This is a genomic window from Sporosarcina sp. NCCP-2331, assembly GCF_023707945.1.
In the GTDB taxonomy this organism is placed as follows: Bacteria; Bacillota; Bacilli; order Bacillales_A; family Planococcaceae; genus Sporosarcina; species Sporosarcina cascadiensis.
The window spans coordinates 64,683-91,673 of sequence record NZ_BRCD01000010.1 but is presented as its reverse complement, the minus strand read 5'-3'; the positions used below and the strand labels follow the sequence as shown (position 1 = coordinate 91,673).

29 protein-coding genes are annotated in these 26,991 nt (G+C 46.8%); 6 read left to right on the top strand and 23 right to left on the bottom strand.

What is annotated here, in order from left to right:
• Positions 1 to 16 precede the first annotated feature (16 nt).
• Entirely contained in the window at positions 17 to 514 is a 498-nt protein-coding gene (locus NCCP2331_RS07895; protein WP_194841196.1) for a GNAT family N-acetyltransferase, read from the top strand.
• 35 nt (positions 515 to 549) lie between these two features.
• Here NCCP2331_RS07895 and NCCP2331_RS07890 read toward each other — a convergent pair whose 3' ends face one another.
• The 5 genes from NCCP2331_RS07890 to mntR all read right to left on the bottom strand — a co-directional run bounded on the left by NCCP2331_RS07890 (position 550) and on the right by mntR (position 3,739).
• Entirely contained in the window at positions 550 to 1,023 is a 474-nt protein-coding gene (locus tag NCCP2331_RS07890; protein WP_153723199.1) for a DUF4064 domain-containing protein, read from the bottom strand.
• A 116-nt stretch (positions 1,024 to 1,139) separates the two neighbouring features.
• The gene (locus NCCP2331_RS07885; protein ID WP_153723198.1) at positions 1,140 to 1,454 is read right to left on the bottom strand and encodes a GNAT family N-acetyltransferase; all 315 of its coding nucleotides are present in this window, start codon (positions 1,452 to 1,454) and stop codon (positions 1,140 to 1,142) included.
• 58 nt (positions 1,455 to 1,512) lie between these two features.
• On the bottom strand, positions 1,513 to 2,397 hold the full coding sequence (locus NCCP2331_RS07880; RefSeq protein WP_153723197.1) for a DUF1002 domain-containing protein: 885 nt from the start codon (positions 2,395 to 2,397) through the stop codon (positions 1,513 to 1,515).
• 64 nt (positions 2,398 to 2,461) lie between these two features.
• On the bottom strand, positions 2,462 to 3,316 hold the full coding sequence (locus NCCP2331_RS07875) for a CvfB family protein (protein ID WP_153723196.1): 855 nt from the start codon (positions 3,314 to 3,316) through the stop codon (positions 2,462 to 2,464).
• 15 nt (positions 3,317 to 3,331) lie between these two features.
• On the bottom strand, positions 3,332 to 3,739 hold the full coding sequence (gene mntR / locus NCCP2331_RS07870; protein ID WP_153723195.1) for a transcriptional regulator MntR: 408 nt from the start codon (positions 3,737 to 3,739) through the stop codon (positions 3,332 to 3,334).
• A 111-nt stretch (positions 3,740 to 3,850) separates the two neighbouring features.
• On the opposite strand from mntR, the gene NCCP2331_RS07865 reads away from it, so the two are divergent.
• On the top strand, positions 3,851 to 4,006 hold the full coding sequence (locus NCCP2331_RS07865; protein ID WP_153723194.1) for a lmo0937 family membrane protein: 156 nt from the start codon (positions 3,851 to 3,853) through the stop codon (positions 4,004 to 4,006).
• Positions 4,007 to 4,045: 39 nt separating this feature from the next.
• On the opposite strand, the gene NCCP2331_RS07860 is transcribed toward NCCP2331_RS07865, so the two are convergent.
• From NCCP2331_RS07860 to NCCP2331_RS07820, 9 genes are all read right to left on the bottom strand, one after another.
• Positions 4,046 to 5,143 carry a GNAT family N-acetyltransferase gene (locus tag NCCP2331_RS07860; protein WP_251669804.1) on the bottom strand — a complete coding sequence of 366 codons (1,098 nt, stop codon included), beginning with the start codon at positions 5,141 to 5,143 and terminating at the stop codon, positions 4,046 to 4,048.
• Positions 5,144 to 5,195: 52 nt separating this feature from the next.
• Positions 5,196 to 5,558: an ArsR/SmtB family transcription factor gene (locus tag NCCP2331_RS07855; RefSeq protein WP_153723192.1), complete on the bottom strand. Its 363-nt coding sequence runs from the start codon at positions 5,556 to 5,558 to the stop codon at positions 5,196 to 5,198.
• Between the two features lie 959 nt (positions 5,559 to 6,517).
• Positions 6,518 to 6,895, bottom strand: a complete 378-nt coding sequence (locus NCCP2331_RS07850) for a Na+/H+ antiporter subunit G (protein ID WP_153723190.1) — start codon at positions 6,893 to 6,895, stop codon at positions 6,518 to 6,520.
• Positions 6,873 to 7,157, bottom strand: a complete 285-nt coding sequence (locus NCCP2331_RS07845) for a Na(+)/H(+) antiporter subunit F1 (protein ID WP_153723189.1) — start codon at positions 7,155 to 7,157, stop codon at positions 6,873 to 6,875. The genes NCCP2331_RS07850 and NCCP2331_RS07845 overlap by 23 nt, the downstream gene beginning before the upstream one ends.
• Positions 7,154 to 7,636 (bottom strand): Na+/H+ antiporter subunit E, encoded by a 483-nt coding sequence (locus tag NCCP2331_RS07840; protein ID WP_251669800.1) that lies wholly within the window; start codon positions 7,634 to 7,636, stop codon positions 7,154 to 7,156. The genes NCCP2331_RS07845 and NCCP2331_RS07840 overlap by 4 nt, the downstream gene beginning before the upstream one ends.
• A 15-nt stretch (positions 7,637 to 7,651) precedes the next feature.
• Positions 7,652 to 9,136, bottom strand: a complete 1,485-nt coding sequence (locus tag NCCP2331_RS07835) for a Na+/H+ antiporter subunit D (RefSeq protein WP_153723187.1) — start codon at positions 9,134 to 9,136, stop codon at positions 7,652 to 7,654.
• Positions 9,129 to 9,461, bottom strand: a complete 333-nt coding sequence (locus NCCP2331_RS07830) for a Na(+)/H(+) antiporter subunit C (protein WP_153723186.1) — start codon at positions 9,459 to 9,461, stop codon at positions 9,129 to 9,131. The genes NCCP2331_RS07835 and NCCP2331_RS07830 overlap by 8 nt, the downstream gene beginning before the upstream one ends.
• Positions 9,461 to 9,886, bottom strand: a complete 426-nt coding sequence (locus NCCP2331_RS07825) for a Na(+)/H(+) antiporter subunit B (protein WP_153723185.1) — start codon at positions 9,884 to 9,886, stop codon at positions 9,461 to 9,463. The genes NCCP2331_RS07830 and NCCP2331_RS07825 overlap by 1 nt, the downstream gene beginning before the upstream one ends.
• On the bottom strand, positions 9,873 to 12,287 hold the full coding sequence (locus tag NCCP2331_RS07820) for a Na+/H+ antiporter subunit A (RefSeq protein ID WP_194841195.1): 2,415 nt from the start codon (positions 12,285 to 12,287) through the stop codon (positions 9,873 to 9,875). Before NCCP2331_RS07820 ends, NCCP2331_RS07825 begins: the two co-directional genes overlap by 14 nt.
• Positions 12,288 to 12,532: 245 nt before the next feature.
• Here NCCP2331_RS07820 and NCCP2331_RS07815 point away from each other — a divergent pair, with 245 nt between their 5' ends.
• A complete protein-coding gene (locus tag NCCP2331_RS07815) occupies positions 12,533 to 13,207 on the top strand; it encodes a universal stress protein (RefSeq protein ID WP_153723184.1) in 675 nt (224 codons plus the stop codon).
• A gap of 263 nt (positions 13,208 to 13,470) precedes the next feature.
• Here the strand turns inward: NCCP2331_RS07815 and murB are convergent, their stop codons facing one another.
• Positions 13,471 to 14,391: a UDP-N-acetylmuramate dehydrogenase gene (gene murB / locus NCCP2331_RS07810; protein WP_251669798.1), complete on the bottom strand. Its 921-nt coding sequence runs from the start codon at positions 14,389 to 14,391 to the stop codon at positions 13,471 to 13,473.
• A gap of 163 nt (positions 14,392 to 14,554) precedes the next feature.
• Between murB and NCCP2331_RS07805 the strand changes: the two genes are divergently transcribed.
• On the top strand, positions 14,555 to 15,073 hold the full coding sequence (locus NCCP2331_RS07805) for a YceI family protein (RefSeq protein ID WP_251669795.1): 519 nt from the start codon (positions 14,555 to 14,557) through the stop codon (positions 15,071 to 15,073).
• A gap of 112 nt (positions 15,074 to 15,185) precedes the next feature.
• Here the strand turns inward: NCCP2331_RS07805 and NCCP2331_RS07800 are convergent, their stop codons facing one another.
• Positions 15,186 to 15,890, bottom strand: coding sequence for a DsbA family oxidoreductase (locus NCCP2331_RS07800; protein ID WP_251669793.1), 705 nt, complete (start codon positions 15,888 to 15,890; stop codon positions 15,186 to 15,188).
• Positions 15,891 to 15,988: 98 nt separating this feature from the next.
• Here NCCP2331_RS07800 and NCCP2331_RS07795 point away from each other — a divergent pair, with 98 nt between their 5' ends.
• A complete protein-coding gene (locus NCCP2331_RS07795) occupies positions 15,989 to 17,368 on the top strand; it encodes an FAD-dependent oxidoreductase (protein WP_251669791.1) in 1,380 nt (459 codons plus the stop codon).
• Between the two features lie 49 nt (positions 17,369 to 17,417).
• On the opposite strand, the gene NCCP2331_RS07790 is transcribed toward NCCP2331_RS07795, so the two are convergent.
• On the bottom strand, positions 17,418 to 18,344 hold the full coding sequence (locus NCCP2331_RS07790) for a manganese-dependent inorganic pyrophosphatase (protein WP_251669789.1): 927 nt from the start codon (positions 18,342 to 18,344) through the stop codon (positions 17,418 to 17,420).
• Positions 18,345 to 18,408: 64 nt separating this feature from the next.
• On the bottom strand, positions 18,409 to 18,855 hold the full coding sequence (locus NCCP2331_RS07785; RefSeq protein ID WP_153723178.1) for an RrF2 family transcriptional regulator: 447 nt from the start codon (positions 18,853 to 18,855) through the stop codon (positions 18,409 to 18,411).
• A gap of 190 nt (positions 18,856 to 19,045) precedes the next feature.
• Here NCCP2331_RS07785 and hmpA point away from each other — a divergent pair, with 190 nt between their 5' ends.
• Positions 19,046 to 20,257, top strand: coding sequence for an NO-inducible flavohemoprotein (hmpA, locus tag NCCP2331_RS07780; protein WP_264879234.1), 1,212 nt, complete (start codon positions 19,046 to 19,048; stop codon positions 20,255 to 20,257).
• 1,074 nt (positions 20,258 to 21,331) lie between these two features.
• Here hmpA and NCCP2331_RS07775 read toward each other — a convergent pair.
• From NCCP2331_RS07775 to NCCP2331_RS07755, 5 genes are all read right to left on the bottom strand, one after another.
• Positions 21,332 to 22,384: a YkvI family membrane protein gene (locus NCCP2331_RS07775; RefSeq protein WP_251669887.1), complete on the bottom strand. Its 1,053-nt coding sequence runs from the start codon at positions 22,382 to 22,384 to the stop codon at positions 21,332 to 21,334.
• Positions 22,385 to 22,425: 41 nt separating this feature from the next.
• Positions 22,426 to 23,022 carry a DNA-3-methyladenine glycosylase gene (locus NCCP2331_RS07770; RefSeq protein ID WP_251669785.1) on the bottom strand — a complete coding sequence of 199 codons (597 nt, stop codon included), beginning with the start codon at positions 23,020 to 23,022 and terminating at the stop codon, positions 22,426 to 22,428.
• Positions 23,023 to 23,041: 19 nt separating this feature from the next.
• Positions 23,042 to 24,766: an ABC transporter ATP-binding protein gene (locus NCCP2331_RS07765; RefSeq protein WP_153723677.1), complete on the bottom strand. Its 1,725-nt coding sequence runs from the start codon at positions 24,764 to 24,766 to the stop codon at positions 23,042 to 23,044.
• A 23-nt stretch (positions 24,767 to 24,789) separates the two neighbouring features.
• Positions 24,790 to 25,452: a uracil-DNA glycosylase gene (locus NCCP2331_RS07760; protein ID WP_251669783.1), complete on the bottom strand. Its 663-nt coding sequence runs from the start codon at positions 25,450 to 25,452 to the stop codon at positions 24,790 to 24,792.
• Positions 25,453 to 25,560: 108 nt separating this feature from the next.
• Entirely contained in the window at positions 25,561 to 26,703 is a 1,143-nt protein-coding gene (locus NCCP2331_RS07755; protein ID WP_251669885.1) for an MFS transporter, read from the bottom strand.
• Positions 26,704 to 26,991: the final 288 nt, after the last annotated feature.

Here is a 26,991-nt window from a genome sequence, read left to right as displayed (position 1 = left end):
TAGGAGTGAGATGGCCATGATCAGACACATGACGTTAGATGATATACAGGATGTTCAATATATTGCCCTCACCTCGTGGCGTTATATATTTCAAGAACATATTCCGCCGGAAGTGCTCGAGACATTTATTGACCGCTCCTATTCCGAATTGATGTTACGTAAACAGATGGAAAAAACGACTATACTGATTGCTGCAGACTTGCAGGGACTCCCTGTAGGCTATCTGAGCTACACGCCGATTGATGAAGACGGTGAATGTGAAGTAACGGCTCTTCACGTCCTACCTTCGCATTTGGATAGCGGCTATGAAGAATTACTCCTTAATGCAGCGTTAGAGCTTCTGCATCAAGCGACTTGCATTGATGTATATATTGATGAACACGCAAATGAACTGCAGCATTTCTATCTGAAACACGGATTTGTGCTCGTTGAGTCTTTCCCGGAATTATTTGAAGGAATTCCAGTAGACACCGCCCACTATTCCTTGCCAGTAAATCAGCTTGCCTATACATAAAAACCCATTCTCCTGAGAATGGGTTTTTTATGTCTTTAATTCATCCAAGTCGATTGTGCAGCTGCATAGTCATCTTGCAATGGTTCGGGTGCCATCGGCGGTTTCTTCGTGAAACAAAGTATACCTGCTATATAGAGCAGAATCGATGTCAAAGAGATAATTCCGCCAAATAAACCCGCAACAATGAACAAAATACCCGCTGCCTTTGGACTGGAATTGTTCCAAATCTTAATCGTGCCGATAATGTTCAACACAAGACTGATGAACGCTGCAATGACAGCAATCCAAATAAGTATATAGAATGAGTCAACCATTCCAATCATTACATCTACCTCAGATGGAGTAAACGTACCATCACCGGACAGGATTTGCCGCATTTCATCCTGAAATCCGGGTTCTGATACCGCTGCACTCATAAACAGTGCAATAAATACAGACGCCACGAGCCCGATCCCTGTAAGAATTACGGCTATAATTGAAAGTACTCTTTCTGCTGTCCGATTAATCATTTCCCTATCATCCTTTTCTGCCAATTTGCTTTTCTATCACCTATACGACAGGCAGATGAAAAGGTTTCAAAAGAGTGATGCAGAAAACTTACTGAAAGACATTCAGTACAATTGGCTTACGCTTTTACATCGTTATAATCATCACTTCGGTCGAATGCGTTCACTACATAAGAGCAAACCGCCTTCATTTTCAATCCCTTTTCACGTGCATTTTCTGCTGCTTGGTCAAGAAGCTTTTTCGCAATCCCCTGACCGCGCAATGAATCATCTACAAAGGTGTGTGTCATTGTCATGATGCCATTGTCTTCTGTCCATTCGATTTCAGCCGTTACTTTGTCATTTTCTTTGTGCTGGTACGCGTATTTATGTCCGCCCAGTTCAACAAGATCAAATCCGAAATCCTGGGGCAAATTCATGTCTTTTTCACTCATGCAAAATCTCTCCTTTTGTAGTTTCATCTCATATTCTTTAATCTACCACATTTACCGCTTAACTAAACAATGATTTGAGCGAATCAGCCATATTCCTGAAGAACTCTTTCACTTTCTCCCAAAAGCTCGGATCAATATCTCCCAGTTTGTCTTTAATTTTAGAAGCCATATCGGAAAGCTGCTCATTCAGCTTCGAGAAATCAATGTCCAATTTTGAAATCCGATCCATCAAGTCAATTAATAACTGGCGGTCCGCATCGCTTAATTGGATATTCAATTTACTCAATTGCTCATTGACAATCTTTTCGACATCCTCTTTTGTAGCCGGTTTTTGTTCTGCAATTTGCTTTTTGATGTCCGTCAGCAGTTTAGCCACTTCGTCTTTATCGACGCCCGCTTTTTCAGACAGCTTTGTCGCAAGATTCAACTCATCGTTTGCTGTATCGGTACGTTCAGTATCCAGTACTTCCCCCGATACTTCATAGGCTTTATAGATGCCGACCAGTGCAGAATGACCTGTGACTTTTTTCGGTGCGGCTACCTCCACAACGGCATCTTCAATACCCGCTGTCAGCATAGCTGTGGCGTACATATCCGCAGTGACTTGTGTAATATTATCAGGCGTCACGATGTTGATGACCAGTCCTTCGCCTTCTTCCTGGCGAGTAATTTTCGCTGAAGAATACATGCGCGCGTTACGGTCGCCGCCAGGAATATATTTAATCAGATCATTGCCGTCCACTGATAACTCTTCCACTTCAGCTTCTTCCGCTGTTTTCAAGTCTTTCTTGACGATCTCCAATTCACTTTCAGATAGATTCGCGCCATATACAACGATTGGCACACCCAATTTTTCATTGATGACGTCATCCGCTAAAGCAGTCGGAGTTACAATTCCCGCCATCAATATCACGGCCAATAAAAATGATAACCCTTTTTTCATTTGGTCTCTCCTCCTTGTTCCTTACAATAGATACGTTGAGGCAAGCCAAAAAGTTCCGTCTGATTTATGATTTACGGTGCGTCCAGCCGTCTTGCTGCTCGATCCGGCCTTCCTTCATCAGTTTCCCGAGCGCGCGTTTAAAAGCGCCTTTGCTCAATTGGAACATCTCTTCAATTTCTTCAGGCGTCGATTTATCGGTAAATGGCATCTTGCCGCCGGACTGCTCCAAATAGGATAAAATCTGCTCCCCGTCTGTCTGCAGCCGGTCCTGTTTTCTTGGAAGCAAAGAACCGTTCAACGTACCGTCATCACGCATTCCGATAATCCGCAGTTCCACTTCTTCACCCAGTCTCGGTTCCTGCAGACGTTCTGATTCATGAACAAAAATCCGGTACAGATCTTCCGTTAAAAAGAAGGAGCCCACCGGCAGTAAGCGATAAGCTCTCGCTTTCATATTCTGATTGTACAGATTTTCTTCAGCAATCGTAAAATGATCCTGCACACGTTCTTCTGTCACTAAACGTCCGAATAAATTGCCGCCCGGATCGCTGCGCAGCGTCATATACAATTCATCGCCCGGCTGTGGCCAAAGATTCTTCAGGCGCGGGAAGTCTGCGCGGTTCACCAGCACTTCAAATGAAGAACCAATATCCACATAAGCTCCTTCTTCTTGTTCCAAACGAATGACTTTTGCCCAGCCGAATGTATCATTCGTTATGTCGGGCAGCTGTCCGCTCGCTGTCAATTCGCCTCTTCTGTTCATATAAAGAAAGACTTCGACCGTTTCGTGCTCCTTTGCATCAGGTGCTTCAGAGACATTCAGGTAAATTTCTTCACCGTCTGCATTCAATACCCAGCGCGATCCCTCTTGGCGAATGATCTCGAGTTTCACACGATTTCCTGCTTGTAGTTGTGTCATATAGGATAATCCTTTCTAGAGTGCTTTGCTTTTTAGTTTCTTAATAAATTCCGGATCCTGCTGCAGCGTCTCCACTAAGTCCGTAATACGGTCCATGGCATTCCAGCTCAAATGATGTTCAATTCCCTCGACATCGCCATAGATATTTTCTTCTTCCACCCCAATGATACGCAGAAACTGTTCCAATAATTCATGGCGGTGTACAAGCTTTTTACCAAAACGCAGACCGCGGTCTGTCAGGACAAGTCCCCGATAGCGTTCATAGTGCACATACCCTTCTTTGTCCAGCCGCTGCGCCATTTTCGTAACAGAAGAAGGAAGCACAGAAAGCGCCTCTGCCACATCTGACACACGCGCTTCTCCTCTTGCTTCCAACTGTAAATAAATTTGTTCGATGTAATCTTCCATACTCGGTGTAGCCAAAACATCTCCTCCTTATTTGACCGCCATTTCATCGTGAACCCATGTTTGGAAGTTTAGGATTCTGTTGCTTGGGTAAATTAACATTACAACAAAGAAAAGGAGTGATATAAAATGGCTCGTTTATTATGGCTTGTTATTGTAGTTCTTATAGCGTTATGGGTTATCGGTCTGGTTGCAAAAATCGGCGGCGGATTTATTCATATTCTTCTGATCATTGCAGGAATTATCTTTGTCCTTCAACTATTAACCGGAAGACGATCGGTATAGTAACTACTGGTTTTACATCAATTAATGCTCTTTCTGCTTTCAGGAAATCCGTGCGTACAGACATGTATTGCACAGGTCTTTCCCGTTAGCAGAGAGAGCATTTTTGCGTAATATGCCTTCCAATTCGAAACCGGCACGTTTCGCTACCGCCCTGCCTTTACTATGCTTTTCATCACAATGAAATTCCACTCGCTGAGCCTGCAGTTCTTCCATAGCAAAATCCGTAAGTCCCTTTACAGCCTCTGTCATATATCCATGCCCTTCGAATCTTGTATCTATCCAATATTCCAATTCGAACTTGCGGATACGCCAGTCAATTTGATGCAGACCGGCACTGCCGATTAATTCACCTGTTTCCTTCAGATAGATATGGAAGATCAGTTTATTTCTGCTGATGAAATCCGCAACACACTGGCGGACATGCTCTTCCGAAGTTTCTATCGTCAGATCAGGCTGCGCCCAGCCGGTCCAGCGGCGCAAAGCGGGCATAGAGTGGGAGACGGCTTCCCAGACATCTTTCGCGTCCTGTAATTCTGGCGCGCGCAAGGATAAACGTTCTGTTGTGAACTGTTCATTGAAATCCGGAATACGCTTTTCATAGAGTTCCCGATCTTCCCAGTGAACCGGTGTGGTCGTTCCTCCCAGATAATCTTCTCTCGTCATGCCGTATGTCACAGCATCATAATAGGTGTTTTCTTTAGGGAAAAACCATGCCTGGCGCAAATGTGCTTCCTTCACGAATCCCGCACGTTCAAACGCTTTACGCATAGCCGCGTTATCGTGCCTTGTATGCCCCTGTATGCGGATCTTTTCTTCCGGCAGTTCGAACACGTACTGCGTCAGTTTCTTCAACGCGCGGGAACCATAGCCATAACCTCTGTATCGATCGGCAATCCGCAAATCAAACAGCGGCACATCCTCCTGCATGTCGTACACCTTCACGATTCCCACTTTTTCATCTTCATTATTCTCAATCCAGAAGGTCTTTACATCATCTGATGCATAGCCGCCTTCTTCAATCGACTTTTCCAGCAACTCTTGACCCGGCTGGCTGATATCATGGTACGGCCAGGAGTTCGTCGTCATAAATTGAATCAATAAATCTTGTTCCTCTATCGTCCATTCTTGTAAACGCATCAAAATTCCTCCATCGTACTCGCATTGCGGCTAGCGATTTACTGCCAAGGTATCATATGGTCTGTTCTGCTTCCACAGCATGTTCATGCGCGATTTTCACCAAATCAGCCACATGCTTGTCTGCTAGCGAATAGTACACCATTTTCCCACGTCTTTCTGATTTTGCCAATGAATGTTCACGCAAATAACGCAGGTGGTGAGAAGCAGTTGCCGATGATGATTGAATCACCGCAGCCACATCACAGACGCACATTTCAGATTCCAACGTAAGTGAGTAGGCGATGCGCAGACGTGTTTCATCGGCAAGCGCTTTGAATATCTTTGCCATCTCCCTTACGTCCGGCAGCTCTTTCTGTATTTTCCGTACTACATCTTCGTGCACAATTGTCACGTCACAAGCATCTTGATTTGTCACATTGCCACCCCATTCGCAAGACTTAATATTACGGCCATTATATAGATTGCAGTATGAAAAATCAATTTACTTCAATAGTGTTTTGGTCCTTTGCCAAACGTTTCTTGATTGTTTATTCAGTATAGGAGGGTAAGTAGGAAGAGACCGTTCCCCTGCGTTCCAGGCGGACGCGTTCCGGAGGGCCCTCGGTGAGCCAACTTGAAGTGCAAAGATGTGCTCCTAACGCTTCGCTTTTACTCGCAAAAGCCGTTCTTCGTGACGGCTCTCGCTTCGCTCCCTTTAGTTGTCTCATCCTATCGGGCTGATCCTCCCCGAGTGTTTTTAGCCGCGGGCTCACACGAAGTGAGTCATGCAACCGTTGCCGCAGGATGCGGCGTACTTAGGTTGCCTTCCACTCCGGTACACTGGCTGGCGTTTCAATATTTTTTATGTGAGTACGAGAATGAGCATACAGTCTTAGATTATTATAATAAGTATGGTGTTCATGCAATACTTATCATTCACAAATGACTCAGATTCTTGTGATCAATGTGTTAGCAAAGTCGAGAAACGAAACCACACCAACTTCATTCGCACTCTGCAAAAAAGCAGCATGACGTATATTCCCAACATCAGCGGAAGCATAACTGCAGAGCGGCTATGAGCACGAAGACCGGTTCAATGATCACCTCGGGATGCGGTATGATCACGCGGCCGAGCCGAACGATCACGTGGCCGGTGTGTATGAGCGGCTGAGGTTGGTCTATGAGCGCTTGAGCGGATACTATGATCACCCGCCAAGCTTCTTTGGCAGATAGCCACGCTTTTCGCCAGTAGGTTCACAGCGTAAGGCAATCTCCCAGCGCCGAAGCGAGTTTAAACTGCAGACACATACCATATTCAAACCACTTGCAAAATCGAGAAACGGAATCGCACCACTTAATTCACGACTTGCAAAACAGCAGACCCGGTGTTTAGAATCAGTCTTCATTCGGCGGCATCTGTTTCTCGCCGTGAATTTTCTCGTACAGTTCGTCCTCCGTTGAGATATCCGCGAGTTTGACCTTCGAACGATAGGCAGCCCGGATGATGACGTGGCCTGCAACCGGCGCCGTCAAAAATACAAAGCCTATTCCGAGCAGCAGCCGAACACTGATAAAGTTTTCAGAGGACAGAAAATAGACGAACGCCCCTGAAAGGGTCAATAGGACAGCCAGAGTCGAGCTCTTTGTGGCTGCATGCGAACGGGTATAGACGTCCGGCAGCCGAATCAAACCAAATACACTTAAAATACTCGCAATTGCACCAGTTAAAATTAAGAGCGCACCTGCAAACTCACCCATCTCGCTTACGTTCAACGATTTTCCCCCTCTCGATAAACTTCGAAAACGCGATGGTCCCGATGAATGAAAGAATACCTAGAATCAAAATGGCTTCCAAGAATGCTTTGGTCTTCATCATCACTGACACCACCGCAATCGTCGCAATCAAGTTCACACCTATCACGTCCAGCGCTACAACGCGGTCCGGCAATGAAGGACCTAATATGATACGAATGACCGCCACTAAAATTGTCAGCGCAAATAATATGACAGATACAGTCAGCATGCCTTCAATCATCGTGTCACCTCCATAATCGCCTTTTCAAAGTTTTTCAGTTGCTTGATCAGTCCATCCCGCGATTCCTCTACATCCATCGCGTGAATATATAATTCATTACCTTCCGGGGAGACCTCCATTACGACCGAACCTGGCGTCAATGTTAGCAGCATCGACAGCATTGTCACTTCCACGTCACTTGTCAAAATAGTCTCGTACTTAAAGATTCCTGGTTTAATTTTTAATTTCGGCCTGATAATCTGTGAAATAATCACGATACTCGACTGCGTTAATTCGCGAATGAAAATGAGCAGAAGTTTACACGCTGCGTATATTCTCCGCAAATAAAAATGTGTGCCGAAAAAACGATTACTGAAAAAGATAATCCCAATTCCGACTAAAAAACCCATGAAGAAGGTTGTGAATTTCAGCTCGTCTTCATCCATCAGCAACATCCACAAAAGCGCGATGAATAAGTTCAGCAAAAGCTGCAACGGCATGCTACGTCCCCCTTTCTATTCTAGATTGTCACCGAGCACTGCCCGGATATAAAGTTCCGGATTTGCCAGCGTCTGTGCAGCGTCCTGGATATACGGTGCAAGGAGTTCTGTACCCACTCCCATTGCGACAACCAGCAATGCCAGCAGCACAAGCGGCAGGCCAAGCGACTTGTCAAAATGTTTCTGATCATCTTCACTGATCGTCGTCTCACCCCAAAAACTGTTGAGAAAGATACGAAGAAGTGAATACAGTACACCTATACTCGACAGAAATGCAACGGCAAGAAGAACATAAGCCTTTACCTCTATCGCCCCTAAACCGATATAGACTTTCCCAATAAAGCCGCTGAACGGCGGAATTCCAGCAACGGCAAGCATCGTCAGGAAAAACAGCCAGCCCACAAGCGGATAATTTCGGATCAGTCCGCTGATTTCATGAAACTTCGAGCGTCCCGTCAAATAGACGACCGTCCCTGCCAGTAAAAATAACAGCGCCTTGCTGACCATATCGTGAATCAAATAGTAGCTCGCTCCCTGAAATGAAGCAGTAGTAGAAATCGCTAGCCCCGTCAAAACGAAGCCAACAGAAAGAATGACATTGTACGAGACGATCTGCCGGATATCCGAATACGCAACCGCTCCTAAGCAGCCACCTACCATTGTAAGAATCGCCAGCACACCAATAATCTGAAACACCAGTGGATCATGAACAAAAATCAGTGTGAACATCCTGTACAGCGCATAAATGCCCACCTTCGTCAGCAAAGCGCCAAACAGCGCAGCCACAGCCGTGGGCGGTGCAGAATACGAACCGGGAAGCCAGAAATATAACAGCAGCCCCGCTTTCAAACTGAATACCAGCAGGAAGATGATACTGATCAGCGTGAGCAGAGGCCCCTGACCTGCTTCTGCAACACGCACGGCAATATGCGCCATATTCAGCGTGCCAAGCGCGCCATACAAATAGGCAATGCCTAATAAAAAGAACCATGAAGCGAGCACATTGATCAGTACATATGTAATGCCTTCTTTCAGTTGCATCTTCCGTCCGCCGAGTGTCAGCAAAACGTACGAAGCAAGCAGCATCACTTCAAAGCACACGAACAAGTTGAATAAATCACCTGTCAGAAACGAGCCGTTGACACCCGCCACTAAAAATAAGACAAACGGATAGAAAAACATTTCTTCTGTCTGTAAACCCGTTGTGCTAAACGCATAAATAAGTATGATACTCGAAACCACACAGGCAGCAAGCACTAGCAACATCGCAAACGAATCGCCAACAAATAAAATCCCGTGCGGCGGTAGCCAGTTCCCGAAATCCAGACGCATGATCCCTGTATGGCGGATATGTTCCAAACAATAAGCGGCAATTCCGGCTGAAGCAAGCAGCGTAACCAAACTCAACGCCCGCTGAAGCCGGATATATGGCCGTAAAAATACCAGCAGTACTCCCATTAAAATCGGCAAGACCATCGGCAGCACTAATAAATTATTCATCTCGCTGCCCTCGCAATTCTGATCCGCGGCCTGATTCCTGATAGACCCGGTAGGATAATACTAATAAAAAGGCCGTCACGGCAAAACTAATGACAATGGCCGTCAGTATCAACGCCTGCGGCAGCGCATCTGTATATTCTGCTGCCCCTTCCTGAAGCAAAGGGACGTCCCCTTTTTTCAAGCCGCCCATCGTCAGCAATAACAGATGAATCGCATGAGACAAAATCGCTGTCCCGAGAATAATCCGCAGCATTTCTTTCGACAGGAGCAAATAGACTCCCACCGCCACCAGCACACCAACCAGAAGGGTAATTAATGTTTCCATTACTCCACATCCTCACTGATCCCTAAAATAATCGTTACAACAGTTCCGAGCACCGTCAGCGCGACGCCTGCTTCAAAAACCGTCATCGTTCCAAGTTCCGTCTCACCGAAAACCGGCAGATCCACTACACGTGTCGCCTGCGATAAAAAAGGCACATTAAACACGATAGACAAAACACCCGTACCGACAGCCAATAAAACACCCAGCGCCGCCACACGTTTAAAGTCAAAAGGGGTCCCTCGGTGAACCGTTTCGATATCGTACACCAGATACAGCAGCACGAATGCCGAAGAGAGCACCAAACCGCCGATAAAGCCGCCGCCCGGATTATTATGTCCGGATAAAAACAGCTCGACACCGAACGTCAAAATAATAAAGAATACAATTTTGGTAACGGTCTGCAAGATCACATCATTTTTCTTCAGTTTGATCCGCTCCCCTCTTACGCCGCAACTTCACTAATGAAAAGACACCGAGTCCTGCGATAAACAGCACCAGTACCTCGAGCATCGTATCAAACGCCCGGAAGTCACCGAGTATCGTATTGACGACATTCAATCCGCCCGCCAAGCGCGAAGCTGTTTCATAGTAAATTGAAATGGAAGGATACAGCGAATGGCCCTGCACCAGCAATGCCACCACCGTCACAGCGATTCCTGAAGCTGTCGCAATCAATCCATTGCGCCATTTCGTTGAGCGTGATTTATGTTCCGTACGCCATTCCGGTAAGTAATAGAAACAAAGTAAGAACAAGACAGTCGTCACCGTTTCTACAATAATCTGCGTTAGTGCGAGATCGGGTGCTCGGAAGACCACAAACAGAATTGCGATAGAATACCCGAGCACTCCATTCAAAATGATAGCTGTAATACGAGAACGCGCAAAAAGAATGGCGATACTCGAACACATCATGACAAAAACAATTAGGCCTTCATTGATTTCAACCGGTGCATCATTTGAGAAGTCAAAAACAAACTGCTGAAAACCGGCGAGTCCAATCCCAATTAACGCAATGAAGATCAGCATAATATAGGCTACATAGTCTCGGACAGATCCTGTCATATAGGTTCTCGTGACAAGCGTACCGACTCTCTCTCCGAAAGTCAGAAATGCATTATACAACCGGTCGAGCGTCCATTGCAGAAACCCTAAACGATATACACCTTTCCAGTAGCCCAGGAAACGATAAAGCAGGATACCCGCTATGATCACACCAAGCGTCATGAAGATCGGCATATTCCATCCATGCCAGACATGAATTTCCGGCACCAGTCCTTCGATCGTCCTGAACTGCGGATACACAGCAACCATTGCCGGTCCTAAAATATAAGTACCGAGAATATTAGGGAAGAAGAAGAACAGTACGACAAGACTCGCAAGCACGAGCGGCGCAATCAGCATTTTAATTGGCGCTTCATGAGCTTCCCGCTGCCCTGGAAATGGCTCAGGTATTTTCCCGAAAAACGATTGGAATACAATCACCATACAATAGATGAATGTAAAGATACTTCCTATCCACGCGATGATCGGGAATAACAGAGCAAGTGAATCAAGTGTCAGTAAATTAGCATTTTGAAGTGACAGCATTGCTTCAAAAAATAGTTCCTTACTCAAGAAACCGTTAAAGGGCGGAAGACCTGCCATGGAAAAACTGCCGATTAAGGCAATCGAAAACGTAATCGGCATGATGGTCGCGAGTCCGCCTAATCTTTGAATATTCCGAGTACCGAGCTCATGGTCTAAAATCCCGACAACCATAAACAGCGAACCTTTAAAGGTCGAGTGATTAATCAAATGAAACAGCGCAGCAAATGTTGCGGCTGTAAACAAAGCGATATGCGCACTTTCAGAAGACGCAAATGCGAGCGATCCGACTCCGAGCAGACTCATGATCATCCCGAGCTGACTCACCGTCGAAAAGGCGAGCAGAGCTTTCAGATCCGTCTGCTTTACAGCGTTTACTGAACCCCAGAGCATCGTCAGCAGACCGACACCGGAGACCACATAAAACCACACTGCGTGACCTGCAAATACCGGTGTGAAACGGGCAACCAGGTAAATTCCGGCCTTGACCATCGTGGCAGAGTGCAAATAGGCACTGACGGGTGTCGGTGCCTCCATCGCATCCGGCAGCCATATATGGAAAGGAAACTGCGCAGATTTCGTGAAAGCACCGAGCAATACGAGAATCATCGCCGGAATGAATAACGAGTCTGCAGCAATAACTTCTCGCATCGCAATCAATTCACGCAGGCTGAATGTTTCGGTCATCGTATACAGCATTAAAAAACCCGCCAGCATGAAAAGCCCACCTGTCACAGTGATCAGCATCGATTTCTTAGCTCCGTATCTGGACTGTTTCCGGTGATACCAGAAAGCAATCAGCAAGAAGGACGAAATACTCGTCAACTCCCAAAACACATACAGCACGATTAAGTTATCGGATAACACCACTCCGAGCATCGCACCCATGAACAACAATAAATATGTATAAAAGCGACCAATGGCTTCCCGTTCAGAAAGATAAAATATCGAATAAAACACTACCAAACTGCCTATGCCTGTAATCAACAGCGCAAAAATCATACTCAACCCATCTAAATACGTCGAAAAATAGACACCTGCTGAAGGTATCCAGGGGAAAGTATATTGATAAACAGCATCATTTGAAAGTGAAGGAACTAAACGAAGAAGTAACAAGAAAAGAAACAGTGGAACCGTCATCACAAACCAGCCAATACGCCGGCCCGTCAAAAATTTATGTATAAATGGCACGAGACACGCTGCGATAAACGGCAGAAAAATCGCCAACAAAACGGTAATCAACCTTACACCTCCAAGAGAAATTTATCATAAGATGCCTCATCCTCTTGACTGAACATCATACGTTATGCATAATGAGACCTTAAGAAGAGAATGCATTCTCTACTGGAAAGTATACACTATTTTTCCGTAAACCGCATGCAAAGAGCGGTCAACCATGCTCTTGGACATCTGGACTAAGCTGTACAATGAGGTATGCTATATAGGAATCAAAAGTCTTATCTAATATGAAGAGGTGAAGAGTCATTATGGGCAAAATGAAAAGCCGTATGGACGAGAGCATTCTCGTTTGTGTGTATTACGGTCCAAATGGTGAACGTCTCATTAAAAGAGGATATAAAATTGCGGCAATCATGGACTGTCCGCTCTACATCTTAACCGTCGACCCGGCGCCGCTCGACGACTTCGATGCGGAGAAATCCGAGTACATCGAACGCTGGCAAGAGCTTGCGGAGGAACTGGATGTCGAAGCATTTATTATTCGCGATAATGAAAAAAGACCAACTGCTAAAGTCATCAAAGAGGTGGCTCATCAGCATGGCATCACACAGATCATCATCGGCCAGACCGCACAGAGCCGCTGGGAAGAAATCACGAAGGGTTCGTTTATGAATGTCCTGCTGCGCGAGATTTCTTTCGTTGACTTCCATGTAGTCTCTGTCGACAGAGCCATCAAAAATGAAGTCGAAGGAACATTTGAAAAAGGAGTCCGCGCATATCTGACAGCTGACGGCGAAGGATTCCGCATTAATTTCACCCTATCCAAGCAAGCACAGTATGAAGGGATCTTCTTCAAGGAAATCGGTACGGACTTTAACAACGGCATTTTTAAATTCATGCAGAACAATAAAATTTGCCAAGTTCAGATCGAAGACGATCAGGTCGTCGAAACCAATAAAATTCAGTGTAGAGTTCACGACTGACATTACAAAGGCTGCAGGAGCTCGCTATTAACTTCTGCAGCCTTTTTTGTCCGTGCTCGCCCGTGCGAAAACTGCGGTCCGCCGCACCAAAATTTGCCGGCACCGCACCATTCATGCGGAGCAGCGAACCAATACACTGTCCCAGCGAACTAAAAACTTGTTGAACCGCACCAATACCATGACATGCCGAACCAATCCCTCTCCCAAGCAAAAAAGCGGCACCGGCTGTCTCAAACTCAGACATCCGGTGCCGCGCCTATCATTTATTCCGAGAGCTCTTCCCCGACAATCTTCACTTCCATCTCGAGATCGATCCCGAACTTCTTCTTCACTTCTTCTTTCACCATTTGAATGGTCTGGATATAATCCGCAGCCGTCGCTTCATTCTTGTTGACGATAAAGCCGGCATGCTTTGTTGAAACTTCCGCACCGCCAAAGCCCTTGCCCTGCAATCCGCTGTCCTGAATCAATTTCCCCGCGAAATAACCCGGCGGGCGTTTAAATACACTGCCAGCAGAGGGATATTCCAACGGCTGTTTTGACTCGCGCTGAAAGGTTAAATCCGCCACAGTCGTATCAATATCACATTGTACACCCGGCGTTAACTCAAATTCAGCAGACAGAACGTAATAACCCTTTTCGGTGATGATGCTCTTTCGGTAGCCCAACTCCAATTCTTCCTTTGACAGCACAAAAATTTTACCCGTATTGTCCATCACAGTTGCTTGCGTAATAATGTCCTTGATCTCTCCACCATAAGCGCCGGCATTCATCGCCATTGCCCCGCCGATTGATCCCGGAATTCCACAGGCAAACTCCAAGCCTGACAAACAAGCTTTGGCTGCTGTTTTAGAAGCATCAATAATATGTGCGCCCGCATCTGCGATCATCGTATTTCCGTTGATTTCAATCTTATTAAAATTGGCCATGTACAGAACGATTCCGCGTACGCCGCCGTCGCGGACGACCATATTAGAACCGTTTCCCAGCAATAAAATTGGTATATTATTTTCGTATCCGTAAGTTACAGTGTCTTGCACTTCTTTTATAGTGGCAGGCGCCGCGACTACATCCGCCTTGCCGCCTAAACGAGTTTTAGTGTATTTATTCAACGGTTCATCCAGCAATAACCAGCCATCCTGTATTTTCATTTGAAGATCTTCAAACCAGCGATGTTTTGACATCTTTACCCAGTCCTTTCACTTTACCTGTTCCGGCTCACGCAGAAACAATCTTATCCCTTTATTAGTATGCTTGCAATGAGGATTTTTGACAAGGTTTTTCATTTTGACTTTTGCCGGATATTCCATTACAGTTTACATACTAAAGTCCCTAGGAGGAATAAAAGTGAGCAAGTGGAAAATAGATTCTGCGGCTTCATCTGTCGGTTTTTCAGTTCCTCATATGATGGTATCCACGGTCACAGGAAATTTCAGGGATTTTTCCGGAAACATAGAGGGTGATCCCGCTGACCTGTCAAAGAGTACGGTGCAGTTTCAAGTGTCTGTAGCCTCGATTGACACAGACAATAAAGAGCGTGATATCCACCTGTGCTCAAAGGATTTTTTTGATGCAGCAGCATTTCCTTACATGACGTTCATTTCACGTTCAATTTATTGGATGGAACAAGAAGGGATGTATCGGATGAACGGCGATCTGACCATTAAGCAGACAACAAAGAAAGTCCTATTCTGTGTCACGCCTATAGATCCGGGGAATTTTGAAGCCTGCTATGAGGCAGACGCCAAGCTCAAACGCAAGGAGTTTGATCTTACTTGGAACCGGGCGATAGAAGCCGGCGGTGTCATGGTCGGTGATACTATCGATATTCAGCTGACGATTGCCGTGAGGAAGAATCTTTTTTAATTGAAGAGGTTACCACCGCATGTTTCAAGCGACTTTCCGGCGGGTATGGGCCATAATAGGCTCTGTATGAACAGTACAAAACAGCAGCCGTATTGGCTGCTGTTTTTTTGCATCAGATGTCGCATGATCCGTCATCACACTGCAAGTTCTCTTCTCCGAGAACTTGCAATGAAGGCTGAACACTTTCTTCTTTTGCCGCCTTTTTCAGTGACTCTGCAAATGTTTCGGCAGATTGGGCGCCGGAAATTGCATATTTCCGATTGATGACGAAGAATGGAACACCTTGTACACCGATTTGCCGTGCTTCCTCTATATCCGTCTGCACCTCATCTTTGAAGTCATCACTGCGCAGTACGGCTTTCGTCCGCTCTGCATCTAAGCCTGCTTCTTCCGCGATTGCCAGCAGCACTTCTTCCGTGTCGATCTGCTCGCCTTCAGCAAAATAACCATGCAGCAGTCGCTCTGTAACCTGCGCTTCTTTACCATGCTGCTGTGCAAGCTTCGCCAAACGGTGCGCATCCAACGTGTTCGAAGTTTTCATTTTATCCGTCTGATAATGAAGTCCCACCGTTCCCGCCAGTTCTTCGATGTTCTTCATCATGTTTTCCGCTTCTGTCCTGCTGACGTTGAATTTAGCAGCTAATCCTTCCAGCAGCGACTGACCGGAAGCAACCGGTGTATGCGGATCCAGCTGGTACGCCTTAAATTGCACATCCACCTGCCCCTCCAGTCCTGTCTGCTTCAGCGCCTGTTCCAATCGTCTTTTTCCGATATAGCAAAACGGACAAACATAGTCTGACCATACTTCAATTTTCATTTATTCCGCCACCTTCCTATATTCTATTTTAGATTTAAGAAAACGTGGCAACAATATAAATGCCTGGAATAGTAAAACTTACAGAATGAGGTGTTGAAATGAATGAATCATTATGGCTGGCTACAGCTGGCCCGCAAGAAAAATATCCCCCTGTACAAGATGATCTTTCCTGTGAAGTAGTAATTATCGGCGGAGGATTGAGCGGAATTGCGAATGCCTATTTTTTGGCGAAGCAGGGAAAAGACGTAGTACTCTTGGAAAAGAACAGTGTACTGCACGGAGCGACCGGCAATTCCACGGGTAAACTGACTGCGCAGCATGATCTGGTGTATGCAGATCTGATCAAGCATTTTGATACCGAGAGCGCAAAAACTTATTTCAATGCCAACGAAGATGCTTTGCAATTCGCCCGCTCCATAGCGGATACCAATGAACTGCAAGCAGCTCATTCTGCTCTTTATTCGCAGACTGCAAAAGGTACAGAAGATTTAATGAGGGAAAAGAAAGCCTATGAGGAAATTGGAATACCGTTCAAATTATCAGGCAAGGCAAGTGATCTGCCTTTTGAGACAGCGAATACACTGATTATAGAGGACGAAGCACAAATTCATCCGGTACGTTTCGGTCAGAAGCTTCTGAAGCTTGCAGAAGAGGCAGGCGCCCGCATTTTTGAACACTCACAGGTCGCTAAGCTTGATACCGACCGCCATTTCGTCAAACTCGCTTCTTCTAAGCAAGTCAGTTATCAGCAGCTCATCATTTGCTCACATTATCCGATTGAAGCGCTCGCAGGCATGCAGATTATGAAACTTGATGTCGAACGTTCTTATATCGCGGCGGCAAAAACGGAAACTTCTTTTATGAATCAGTATATTGCCGTAGACAATCCTAAACGCTCTATCCGCACAGCAACGATTGACGGGCAGTCATATTTGCTGCTGAGCGCAGAATCTCATCCGGCAGGTGCTGAGAAAGACACGCAAATTCATTATGACCGGATCGCAGAAGACTTGAAAACGACGTTCCAGCACTCGGACATTGTCTATAAGTGGTCTGCACAGGATCCTTCCACCCCTGATCTCGTACCCTATGCCGGTGTGATTTCGGATTCATTGCCCCATGTCTTTATCAGTACAGGCTATAGGAAATGGGGACTTTCCAATTCATTGGCAAGCGCGCGTGTCATTTCGGATGCCATCTTGGGCAGAGAAAACCAGGCCGCTGAGCTGTATTCGCCGGGCCGTACGGATTTCGGCGCCTTATTCAGTCAGGCTCTGCTATTGACAGGCCGCACTGTCAAAGAATTCGCGGGCGGACATATCGCACGTACAGATTCACCGATCTGCACACATATGGGCTGCCGGACCCGCTGGAATAAAGGGGATCAGACATGGGACTGCCCTTGCCACGGTTCGCGCTTCCGGGCTGATGGTTCAGTATTGGAAGGTCCCGCTACCGAGCCGCTTGACCTGGGATAAAAAAAGACTGCATGGAGACGGTTTTGCCGTTTTCCATGCAGTCTTATACTTATGAAAGTGCTTCAGTCAATACCGGCACAATCTGTTTTTTACGTGACACAATGCCTTTCAGCAAAGCGGAGTTATTATTGAACGAAACGTTAAACGCAGATCCTGCGCGTTCTGCTTCTTTCCCGAGCGCGATGATAACAGAATCACTGTTGATGATATCTGTCACAACGAATAAAAACAGGTCCAGGTTCTTCTGCTCGATGACTTGTAAAAGCAATTCCTCAAGTTCTGCCTGGCGTCCGAGAATATCCTGCAAATCCACTGCGTTGACTTGGGCGATTTCTATTTTGACATCGCCGAATGAAAACTCTTTTGCATCCAGTCTGACTAATTCATTGACAGGAGTTGCACTTAGATCCGCTCCCGCTTTCAGCATGGCCAGCCCATATTCAGCCGCATTCACTTCAGCAATCGCAGTCAATTCATCAGCCGCCGCTTGATCTTGTGCAGTGAATGTCGGTGATTTGAATAATAATGAATCGGAAACAATGGCAGACAGCATAAGGCCTGCAATATTTTTGGGAATCCCGACGCCGTGTTCCTTAAATAATTTATTCAGGATAGTTGCCGTGCAGCCTACAGGCTCAGCTCGGTAATATAATGGATCATTCGTCTGAAAATTCGCGATTCGGTGGTGGTCAATAACCTCCGTAACTTGTACCTCGTCCAGATCGTCTACACTTTGCTGTTTTTCATTGTGGTCAACCAGAATAACCTGTGATACTTCCGGCGAAGCTTTTTCAATCAGACGCGGCGCTTCAAAACCGAATGTTTCCAATGCATACGCCGTTTCTTTTGAAATGTTTCCTAAACGCACCGCTTCTGCATCCACACCTATTTGCTGCTTCAGATATGCATACGCAATGGCAGACGCGATGGAATCTGTATCCGGGTTTTTATGCCCAATGACTAACACTTTTGACATTTCTTAATTCCTCCTAGTACAATCAGTTCTTCCAAAAATGAATACTTATATTCTACCACATTACTCAGGATTGACTAGTGGGAAATAATAACGCATGAATCTCCTCTTTATTATGAAGGAAATCTGCGATCGTATAACCGTCAAGCACAGAGAAATAGGCTTGCAATGCTTCATATAATACACCTTTCAACCGACAGGCTGAGGATAAGACACAGAGGTTTTTATTTGGATCAAAACATTCGACCAGATGAAAATCGTCTTCCGTTTTACGTACGAGTTCACCGACGTTTATGTCTTTCGGGTCAACGCTGAGACGTATTCCCCCGCCGCGTCCGCGAATTGTCTCGATCAGCTCGAGTTTTCCTAGCTCGTGGACAATTTTGGTGAGGTGATTTTTGGAGATTCCATAAGCATCCGAAATTTCCTGAACGGTAGACAGTTCATCAGGGCGCTTGGAAGCAAGAAAAATCAGAACGCGCAGCGAGTAATCAGTATACATTGTCAAACGCATCGTATCACCACTTTCAGTTCTATTTCAAGTATAGCATTTTCAAACGGATTTTCCTTATTTCGCAACCGCACGCCTGTCAGGAAATCATGGCAGCTTTTTGAATGAACTGTGTCCAAATTTTGTATTTCATTTAAACATGTATTTTAAATATAGCTTTAAGCGAAATAATGTTTTATGATGAGAGTATCAAATCCGGAAAGGTTGTGCATTCCCCATGTTAGATCAAAAAACTATCGACATTATCAAATCCACAGTACCTGTTCTTGAGCAGCACGGTAAATCCATTACAACAGTTTTCTACAGAAATATGTTCGAAGCCCATCCAGAATTACTAGATATATTCAATCACGCCAATCAATCACAAGGGCGTCAGCAGACAGCTCTTGCGAACACTGTATACGCAGCAGCGCAACATATTGACAACTTAGGCGCTATTTTACCGGCAGTTGTCCAGATTGCACACAAGCACGTATCTTTAGGAATTAAACCTGAACATTACCCGATCGTAGGAGAATATTTACTTGGTGCGATCAAAGAAGTTCTCGGCGACGCAGCAACTCCTGAAATTATTGAAGCATGGGCGGCAGCTTACGGCGTAATTGCAGATGCGTTCATCGGTGTTGAAGCAGAAATGTACGACAATACTGAAAATGCAGAGGGCGGCTGGAGAGAGTTCAAGGATTTTGAAATCGTAGACAAAGTAGAAGAAAGCGACATTATTACTTCCTTCTATCTAAAGCCGGTAGACGGAAAGAAATTACCGTACTACTTGCCAGGACAGTACATCACAGTTCGTACATCAATTCCAGGCGCAAAAAATATCGTCAATCGTCAATACAGCTTGTCACAGAAATCTAACGATGAAACATTCCGTATTTCGGTAAAACGCGAAGATACATTGCAGCCGAACGGCGTGGTTTCTTGCTATTTGCATAACGAAGCATCAGTCGGAGATATCATCGAAGTAAGTGCACCGGCAGGCGATTTCTATCTAGAGCCTACAGGTACAGAACCTGTTACATTAATCAGCGGCGGTGTAGGCATCACGCCAATGAAAGCTATGTATTCTACAATTGCAGACTTGTCTCCAGAGCGCGAAGTGGCGTTCCTTCACTCTGCACGTACTCGCAGCCAGCAGGCATTCGCGAACAAGTTGGAGCAGCTGAACGCCAAGTTGCCGAACTCCACGTATAAAGCTCTTTATTCAGAAGAAGGAGACGGCATGTTTACCCGCGAGTTCCTTGAAGAGAACGTTATCCAGGGAAGCGACGTGTATGTATGCGGACCTACCGGCTTCATGGAGTTCGTCATCCAGCAGCTTCTTGCAATCGGCGTACCGGAAGATAAAGTACACTACGAGTTCTTCGGGCCTGCAGTACAGCTTGAATTAGCAACAGTTTAATAACAACAGGCAAAAGCCCGCGATCTTCATTCCGCGGGCTTTTTGTATGGTGTTATTGAGATTGTAAGCTATATAGAGACCGTTTCCCTGCGCTTCAGGCGGACGCGTGTCTTGCGGGCCCGCGGTGAGCCGACTTGGTCGCAAGTCGTCTCACCTGTCGGGCTGATCCTCCCAGAGTGGTTTTAGCCGCAGGCTCACACGAAGTGAGTCATGCAACCGTTGCCGCAGGACGCGGCGTACTTAGGTTGCCTTCCGCTCCGGTACACTAGGCTTATTTTTCAAAGTTTTTATGTGAGCAGGAGCATACCGTCTGGGACCTTTTTGACATTTGTTGTTTCATGCATTACATATCATTCTGCAAAGGCTCAAATTCTTGTGTTCAATGCGTTTACAAAGTCGAGAAACGAAACCACGCCAACTCGACTCACACTCTACCAAAAAGCAACATGCCTTACATATCCCACACACCAGCGTAGGCGCAACTGCGGGGTCGGCCGTGGCTATGAGACTGCTGGCACGCCTTTCGCCAGCAGGCTCATAGCGTAAGGCAATCCCCCAGCTCCGAAGCGGGTTTAAACTGCAAACGTATACTTCATTTAAACTTCCCGCAAAGTCGAGCACCGAAACAACACCACCTAAATCCACACACTGCAAAAAAGCAGCTTGACATAAATTCTCCACACCAGCGTAGGCGCAACTGCGGGGTCGGCCGTGGCTGTGAGCCTGCTGGCACGTTCTTCGCCAGCAGGCTCACAGCGTAAGGCAATCCCCCAGCGCCGAAGCGGGTTCAAACTGCAAACGCATACTTCATTTAAACCTCCCGCAAAGTCGAGCAGCGAAACAACACCACCTAAATCCACACTCTGCCAAAAAGCAACATGCCTTACATATCCCACACACCAGCGCAGGCGCAACTGCGGGGTCGGCCGTGGCTATGAGACTGCTGGCACGCCTTTCGCCAGCAGGCTCATAGCGTAAGGCAATCGCCCAGCGCCGAAGCGGGTTTAAACTGCAAAACTCACACTTTATTTACACACTCTGCAAAGTCGAGCAGCGAAAAGGTGTTCATTCCACTTACCCTCTCTTCTTTTTTAGTCCAAACGAAGCAACAATCAGCGCTCCAACCAGAAACAGCCCCAGATATCCGACGAGCGGGTAGAAATTGCTTACCAGATTGGTAAAGCCAAAGAAGCTGAGGCCGTAGCCGATGACCAGTGCGAAAGCGGTGAACCACCTGAACTTAGCTGTTCCCGCCTTGATAAACCGCGCACTAAACGCATAGAACATGCTGACCGCCGTGTTGAAAATCATACCGTACAGCACTAGAGACATAAATATCGCAAACACGGGTGAAATATCATTTATGATGGCAAGCATCGGCAGTTCTGTTCCTGCCACCGATTCCACCTTTGAAAAAATCGCCAAATGACTCAGTAAAATTAAACCGCCTAAACCCAGGCCTCCGACAAAACCGCCCCAGCCTGCAATCCGTTCATTCCTTTCCGCACCGCCCATGACAATCGCCATCGAAGCACCGAGTGCAATATTGAACGATACATAATTAACGGCAGACAGAAACCAGTTCGGCAGCGTGGTAGGCACTGCCTGCGCCACAGGATCCAGCACGGCAAACGTCGTATCCATCGTCGTCAGACAATAGACAGATACGCCAATCACAGTGATAATCAGAAATGGCGTAATACTGCCGATTACCGATACTACTTTATCCACATCCAGCAGCATCGTCAAAAACACCAGCACGATCATCAGCAAGCTGCCTGCAAATGAAGGCAGTGCGAATTGCTGCTGCAGATTGGCCCCTGCTCCGGCAAGCATAACGACACCTACACCGAACAGCGTGAAAATGATGATCGCATCTACCACAAAACCTAAATAACGCCCGCTGATTTTATATATAACATCTTTATGAGAACTGGTATGCATGCGGCTGCCTAAACGGGTAAGCGTCATACCTAAGTAGGCGAACAGCGCTGTGCAAAAAACCGCACCCGCTATTCCCCATAATCCAAAACTTGTGAAATACGTCATGATTTCATTGCCCGAAGCAAATCCTGCTCCGACAATAATGCCGATAAAGGCGCTTCCCATCTTCAATATGTCTTTCATTTTCTCCCGATCCCTCTCTAGATTGGACATACTTTACTCATTTATTTTCTATATTTCGAGACGAACGGGTTGTCTTTCTCATAAAACCGCCATGGATAATGAACAGCCTCACCAGAGTTACCGATGCCTACACGCGGGCCGGTTTCTACTTCATTTTGCGCCAGACCATCTGCAATATATAAAGGTTTTTCAGCCCAGCTGTGGCCATAGTACTGCATGGTGACGCCAAGCGCTTTGGACAGTTTCCCCGGGCCATTAGTCAAATCGACTGCTTTCTTAATATGACTGCCTCGGTTTACTTGCATCAGCTCCAGACCTTCCACCGGCTCGCCGGCGCGCAGAAGCACAGCGTGTGGGGTTCCTTCAGCCGCTGCGACTACGTTCATCAGGACATGCGTGTGCATCTGATATGTATATACCATGCCCGCTTCTCCGAACATCACCTCTGTCCGCTTGGTGGGACGGTTGCTGAAGCTGTGCGCCGCCCGGTCTTCCGGTCCGTGATAGGCTTCCGTTTCCACGATTCGGACTGCCAGAAGGCCAGCCGGTGTTTCATGAACTAGATATTTGCCGATCAGACTGCGGGAAAGCTGCAAAACCGGCTCCTGAAAAAAAGATGCATCGATCGGTTCATACATAATATCTTCTCCTTTTTCTTCAGGCGAGGCCCTGACCTGCAGCAAATTCTCGATAGAGCATATGTGTATCAACCAGCTCTTTATGCGTCCCTCTGCCTGTAATTTTACCTTTTTCCAAAAATAATAATTGATCAGCGTGCAATACAGTCGCAAGCCGATGAGCAATAATGAGCGTTGTGCGGCCTTTCATTAAGTTCTGCAGCGCTTCCTGAACATGCGTCTCAGAACCACTGTCTAAATTAGAGGTCGCTTCATCAAGCAATAAAATCTCAGGATCATGCAGCAAGGCGCGCGCAATCGCAATTCGTTGCCGCTGACCACCTGACAGTTTCATCCCCCGCTCTCCGACCAGCGTTTCAAATTGATCAGGCATATCTTCTATAAATGAATAAGCGTTGGCTGCTTTTGCCGCTGCAATGATGTTTTCCATCGTCGGACGCCGTTCCAGTCCATAGGCAATATTATCGAGGATTGAACCGCTCAGCAGCGGACTTTCCTGCGACACATAGCCGATGCGCCCGCGCCAGTTGGATAAGGAGATTTCATTTACGGGAATGTCACCCGCCAGAATCTCTCCGGCGACGGGCTGGTAAAAGCGTTCTACAAGCGAGAAAATAGTCGTTTTCCCTCCGCCGCTCGGTCCGACAAACGCTGTCACTGTTCCCCGTTCAGCGGTGAATGAAATGCCGTTTACAACTTGTTTCCCCTCTTCATACGCAAAGTGAACATCTGAAAACGTCAGTGCGGCGCCCGGCTGGACAGACGACTCTCCCGCAGCCGGTTCAGATTTCATTTGCAGAATTCCCTGGATGCGTTCGGTGGCTCCCACCGCTTTTTGAAACGATGTGAAGAACTGCGCCATTTGGGCAAACGGCATAATGATCTGGAACAGCAGGAAGATGACGGCGACGAGAGTCCCTGCGGATAATGCCCCCTTGGCGACCTGTGCTCCACCGTAACCGAGAATTACAACTAGGATGCCCATCATGGTCAGCATCATGATCGGCGAAATGACCGCCTGGATTTTCGCTTCTTTTAAACCGTAGCGAAACAGCGACTGAATGGCGGACTTTCCTTTTTCACCTTCCGCCGGCTCTGCACGGTATGCTTTTACTAAACGGATATCGCCGAGAACTCTTCCCAGATGCCCGGAAAACTTCGCCATTTCCGCCTGCGTTGCCTTTGCTACTTTATGCATCAGACGGCCGAGCGGATAAAGTACGGCCATGCTGACCGGCACACTGACCAGCATAATAATCGTCATTTTCCAGTCAAGCACGAGCAAGATCACGACAGCACCGATAATCGAGATGACGCCTGAAATGAACGACACCAGATGCTCAGACACCAGCGATTTCAATACGGTCGTGTCCTGCGTGATACGGCTCATCGTCTCTCCTGTTTCATTCTGATCGAAATACGGCACGGGCAGACGCAGGACCTTCTGCCATAACTGATTCCGCAGGTCTGCCACAACCGTCTCTCCTATGTAAGCAAGCATATAGTAGGAAAAGCCTCCAGTAATCGCCTGGACGACAAATAAAATGAGCAGGAAGACGCCTGTTTTCCAGTTCATCAGTTCACTGGTGAATGAGTCTACCAAATCTTTGGTGATCAGGGGAACGGCCAGTCCCGCCACTGTTTCAACAAGCGAAAGGAATAAAGCAATCGCTGTGACAGCGACAGGCCAATGCAGAGTTTTAATAAGACTTGTAAAGTTTTTCAAGGATCCTTCTGTTTTCATTTACGGCCGGCCTCGTTTCAATTTTATTCCCACGGTTTCAGCTGCAGCCCTTGAAGATATTCTCCGATTTTCACCCAGTCTTCTTCGAGATCCGGCCTGAGTGACGGCCGGTAGAATACAGATGCCGGGTGAAATGTCGGCAGAATGGTGTATGACTGTTCTGTCCAGCTGTACTGCTGATCATCAAGTGAATGCAAATACTGAACCGGCTGCTTCAACAAGCGGCCATGCAATTCTGTCACTTTAGCCTGTTTTCCCAGCAGCCGTTGCAGTCCGACATTGCCCAGCGTGACAATGAGGCCGGGCTGCAGGTTGGCGACTTCATAATCTAGAACAGGCGCATGGGCCAGCTGCTCCTTTTGCGTGGGCGGCCGGTTATATTTTCGTTCCGTCAATGTGCCGTCACGTTCTTTTTTTGTACCCCACCGGTAAGGACGGCTCCGGAATGAACTCGTCATATAGACGTCTTCCCGCGACAGGCCGACGGAATCAAGTGATTTCATCAATTCATTGCCTGCACGTCCGATGAACGGCACGCCATGTATAGCTTCATGTTCGCCCGGTGCCTCTCCGATTAAAAGGATAGCGGGTGCTGCGGGACCTTCTCCGTGAACAAAGCCTTCCACTGGAAAACCTTCACTGCGCTTCAATGCTAGACGGGCAATTTCATCTGGAATCCGAAACATCGTATCAACTCCCTTTAGTAATTATAGAGCTTTTGGAGCGGAATAAAAAATATTAACCATTGAAAAAGCCGTCCCCATTTATGGTAAATGGAAACGACTTACGCTATTCTATGCCAGCTCTGTCTGTTTGGTTTCTGTTCCGAGCAGCACAACGGACAGCACACCGACCATAATCGCCGCACAGAATATGCCGAATATGATGCCAAACCCGTAACCCGCCGTCAGTAGTGAACCGACAAGCAGCGGACCGAATATACCGCCAACCCGGCCTATTGCCGCGGCAACGCCCGAACCTGTCGCGCGAATTGCAGTCGGATACTGTTCCGGTGAATAGGCGTACAGTGCCCCCCATGCCCCTAAATTAAAGAATGACAGAAATGCTCCTGCGATCATTAACGTCACTAATGTATCGGCATTTCCAAATGCCAGCGCGCTGAGTGCCGTGCCGAATAAATAAGTTGCCAGAACAAACTTGCGTCCTGCACGCTCAATCAGCCAGGCCGCACTGAAATACCCGGGCAATTGGGCGAGTGTCATAATCAGCACGTAGCCGAAACTTTTAATCAGGCTGAAACCCTTTAAGACCATCACGCTCGGCAGCCATAAAAACATGCCGTAATAAGAGAAGACCACTGCAAACCATACAATCCACAGCATGATCGTTCGCTTTCTGAATTCCGGCGCGAGTAATTGCTTAAGTTTCTGACCAGTGGATTGCTCTGTTTTCCCTTCCTGAATGAATTTCTTGGAATCAGGCAAATTCCGCCGTAAATAAATTGCATAAAATGCCGGCAGCGCAGTGATGATCAGCGCAACCCTCCAGCCGTAATCCGGAATAACGAAGTAGGCAATCAGTGCGGCGATGAGCCAGCCGGCCGCCCAGAAACTTTCGAGCAGCACAACCACGCGGCCCCGCTCTTTTGCAGAAACACTTTCTGAAACTAATGTAGAAGCTACAGGCAGCTCCCCGCCAAGCCCTGCGCCAACTAAAAAACGCAGTACGAGGAACGCCCATAATGCAGTCGTCAGCGCAGACAGTCCGCTGGCGACGGAAAACAGCACTAATGTAATCATGAATACCTGCTTGCGGCCAATACGGTCTGCCAGCAGTCCGAAACCGAATGCTCCGACGGCCATCCCGATGGAGTTCACACTGCCGATCCAGCCCATCTGGGATGAGGTTAAATTCCAGTCCACTGCAATGGCTGCAATGACAAAGGATAAAATTCCGACATCCATCGCGTCAAACATCCAGCCGGTGCCCGCTATGCCGAGTAATTTATTTCGCGACAGCTCTTTTGTTTTCACTAGTCTTCTACCTTTCTCTTGAAAAGCGTTATGGTGTCTTTACACATGTAATTATATCACTTTTTGAAGAGATTTGACTATATAAGTTGAATTAATAAATTTACATTCTATAAGTTACCTAGTACCGTTGATTTCCGTTCCAGGCGGACGCTTTCTGGAGGGCCCGCGGTGAGCCAACTTGGTCGCTTTGCTCCCCCAAGTTGTCTCACCTGACGGGCTGATCCTCCCAGA

Coding starts and splice junctions, on each gene's coding strand:
- NCCP2331_RS07845 (WP_153723189.1), bottom strand. CDS start 7,157: ATGATTGAAGGCATGCTGACTGTATCTGTCATATTATTTGCGCTGACA.
- NCCP2331_RS07775 (WP_251669887.1), bottom strand. CDS start 22,384: ATGAAAGACATATTGAAGATGGGAAGCGCCTTTATCGGCATTATTGTC.
- NCCP2331_RS07765 (WP_153723677.1), bottom strand. CDS start 24,766: ATGAAAACAGAAGGATCCTTGAAAAACTTTACAAGTCTTATTAAAACT.
- NCCP2331_RS07895 (WP_194841196.1), top strand. CDS start 17: ATGATCAGACACATGACGTTAGATGATATACAGGATGTTCAATATATT.
- NCCP2331_RS07795 (WP_251669791.1), top strand. CDS start 15,989: ATGAATGAATCATTATGGCTGGCTACAGCTGGCCCGCAAGAAAAATAT.
- NCCP2331_RS07760 (WP_251669783.1), bottom strand. CDS start 25,452: ATGTTTCGGATTCCAGATGAAATTGCCCGTCTAGCATTGAAGCGCAGT.
- NCCP2331_RS07890 (WP_153723199.1), bottom strand. CDS start 1,023: ATGATTAATCGGACAGCAGAAAGAGTACTTTCAATTATAGCCGTAATT.
- NCCP2331_RS07875 (WP_153723196.1), bottom strand. CDS start 3,316: ATGACACAACTACAAGCAGGAAATCGTGTGAAACTCGAGATCATTCGC.
- murB (WP_251669798.1), bottom strand. CDS start 14,391: ATGTCAAAACATCGCTGGTTTGAAGATCTTCAAATGAAAATACAGGAT.
- NCCP2331_RS07840 (WP_251669800.1), bottom strand. CDS start 7,636: ATGCCGTTGCAGCTTTTGCTGAACTTATTCATCGCGCTTTTGTGGATG.
- NCCP2331_RS07830 (WP_153723186.1), bottom strand. CDS start 9,461: ATGGAAACATTAATTACCCTTCTGGTTGGTGTGCTGGTGGCGGTGGGA.
- NCCP2331_RS07790 (WP_251669789.1), bottom strand. CDS start 18,344: ATGTCAAAAGTGTTAGTCATTGGGCATAAAAACCCGGATACAGATTCC.
- NCCP2331_RS07835 (WP_153723187.1), bottom strand. CDS start 9,136: ATGAATAATTTATTAGTGCTGCCGATGGTCTTGCCGATTTTAATGGGA.
- NCCP2331_RS07885 (WP_153723198.1), bottom strand. CDS start 1,454: ATGAGTGAAAAAGACATGAATTTGCCCCAGGATTTCGGATTTGATCTT.
- NCCP2331_RS07770 (WP_251669785.1), bottom strand. CDS start 23,022: ATGTATGAACCGATCGATGCATCTTTTTTTCAGGAGCCGGTTTTGCAG.
- NCCP2331_RS07865 (WP_153723194.1), top strand. CDS start 3,851: ATGGCTCGTTTATTATGGCTTGTTATTGTAGTTCTTATAGCGTTATGG.
- NCCP2331_RS07755 (WP_251669885.1), bottom strand. CDS start 26,703: ATGTTTGACGCGATGGATGTCGGAATTTTATCCTTTGTCATTGCAGCC.
- NCCP2331_RS07860 (WP_251669804.1), bottom strand. CDS start 5,143: ATGCGTTTACAAGAATGGACGATAGAGGAACAAGATTTATTGATTCAA.
- NCCP2331_RS07880 (WP_153723197.1), bottom strand. CDS start 2,397: ATGAAAAAAGGGTTATCATTTTTATTGGCCGTGATATTGATGGCGGGA.
- NCCP2331_RS07800 (WP_251669793.1), bottom strand. CDS start 15,890: ATGAAAATTGAAGTATGGTCAGACTATGTTTGTCCGTTTTGCTATATC.
- NCCP2331_RS07815 (WP_153723184.1), top strand. CDS start 12,533: ATGGGCAAAATGAAAAGCCGTATGGACGAGAGCATTCTCGTTTGTGTG.
- NCCP2331_RS07785 (WP_153723178.1), bottom strand. CDS start 18,855: ATGCGTTTGACAATGTATACTGATTACTCGCTGCGCGTTCTGATTTTT.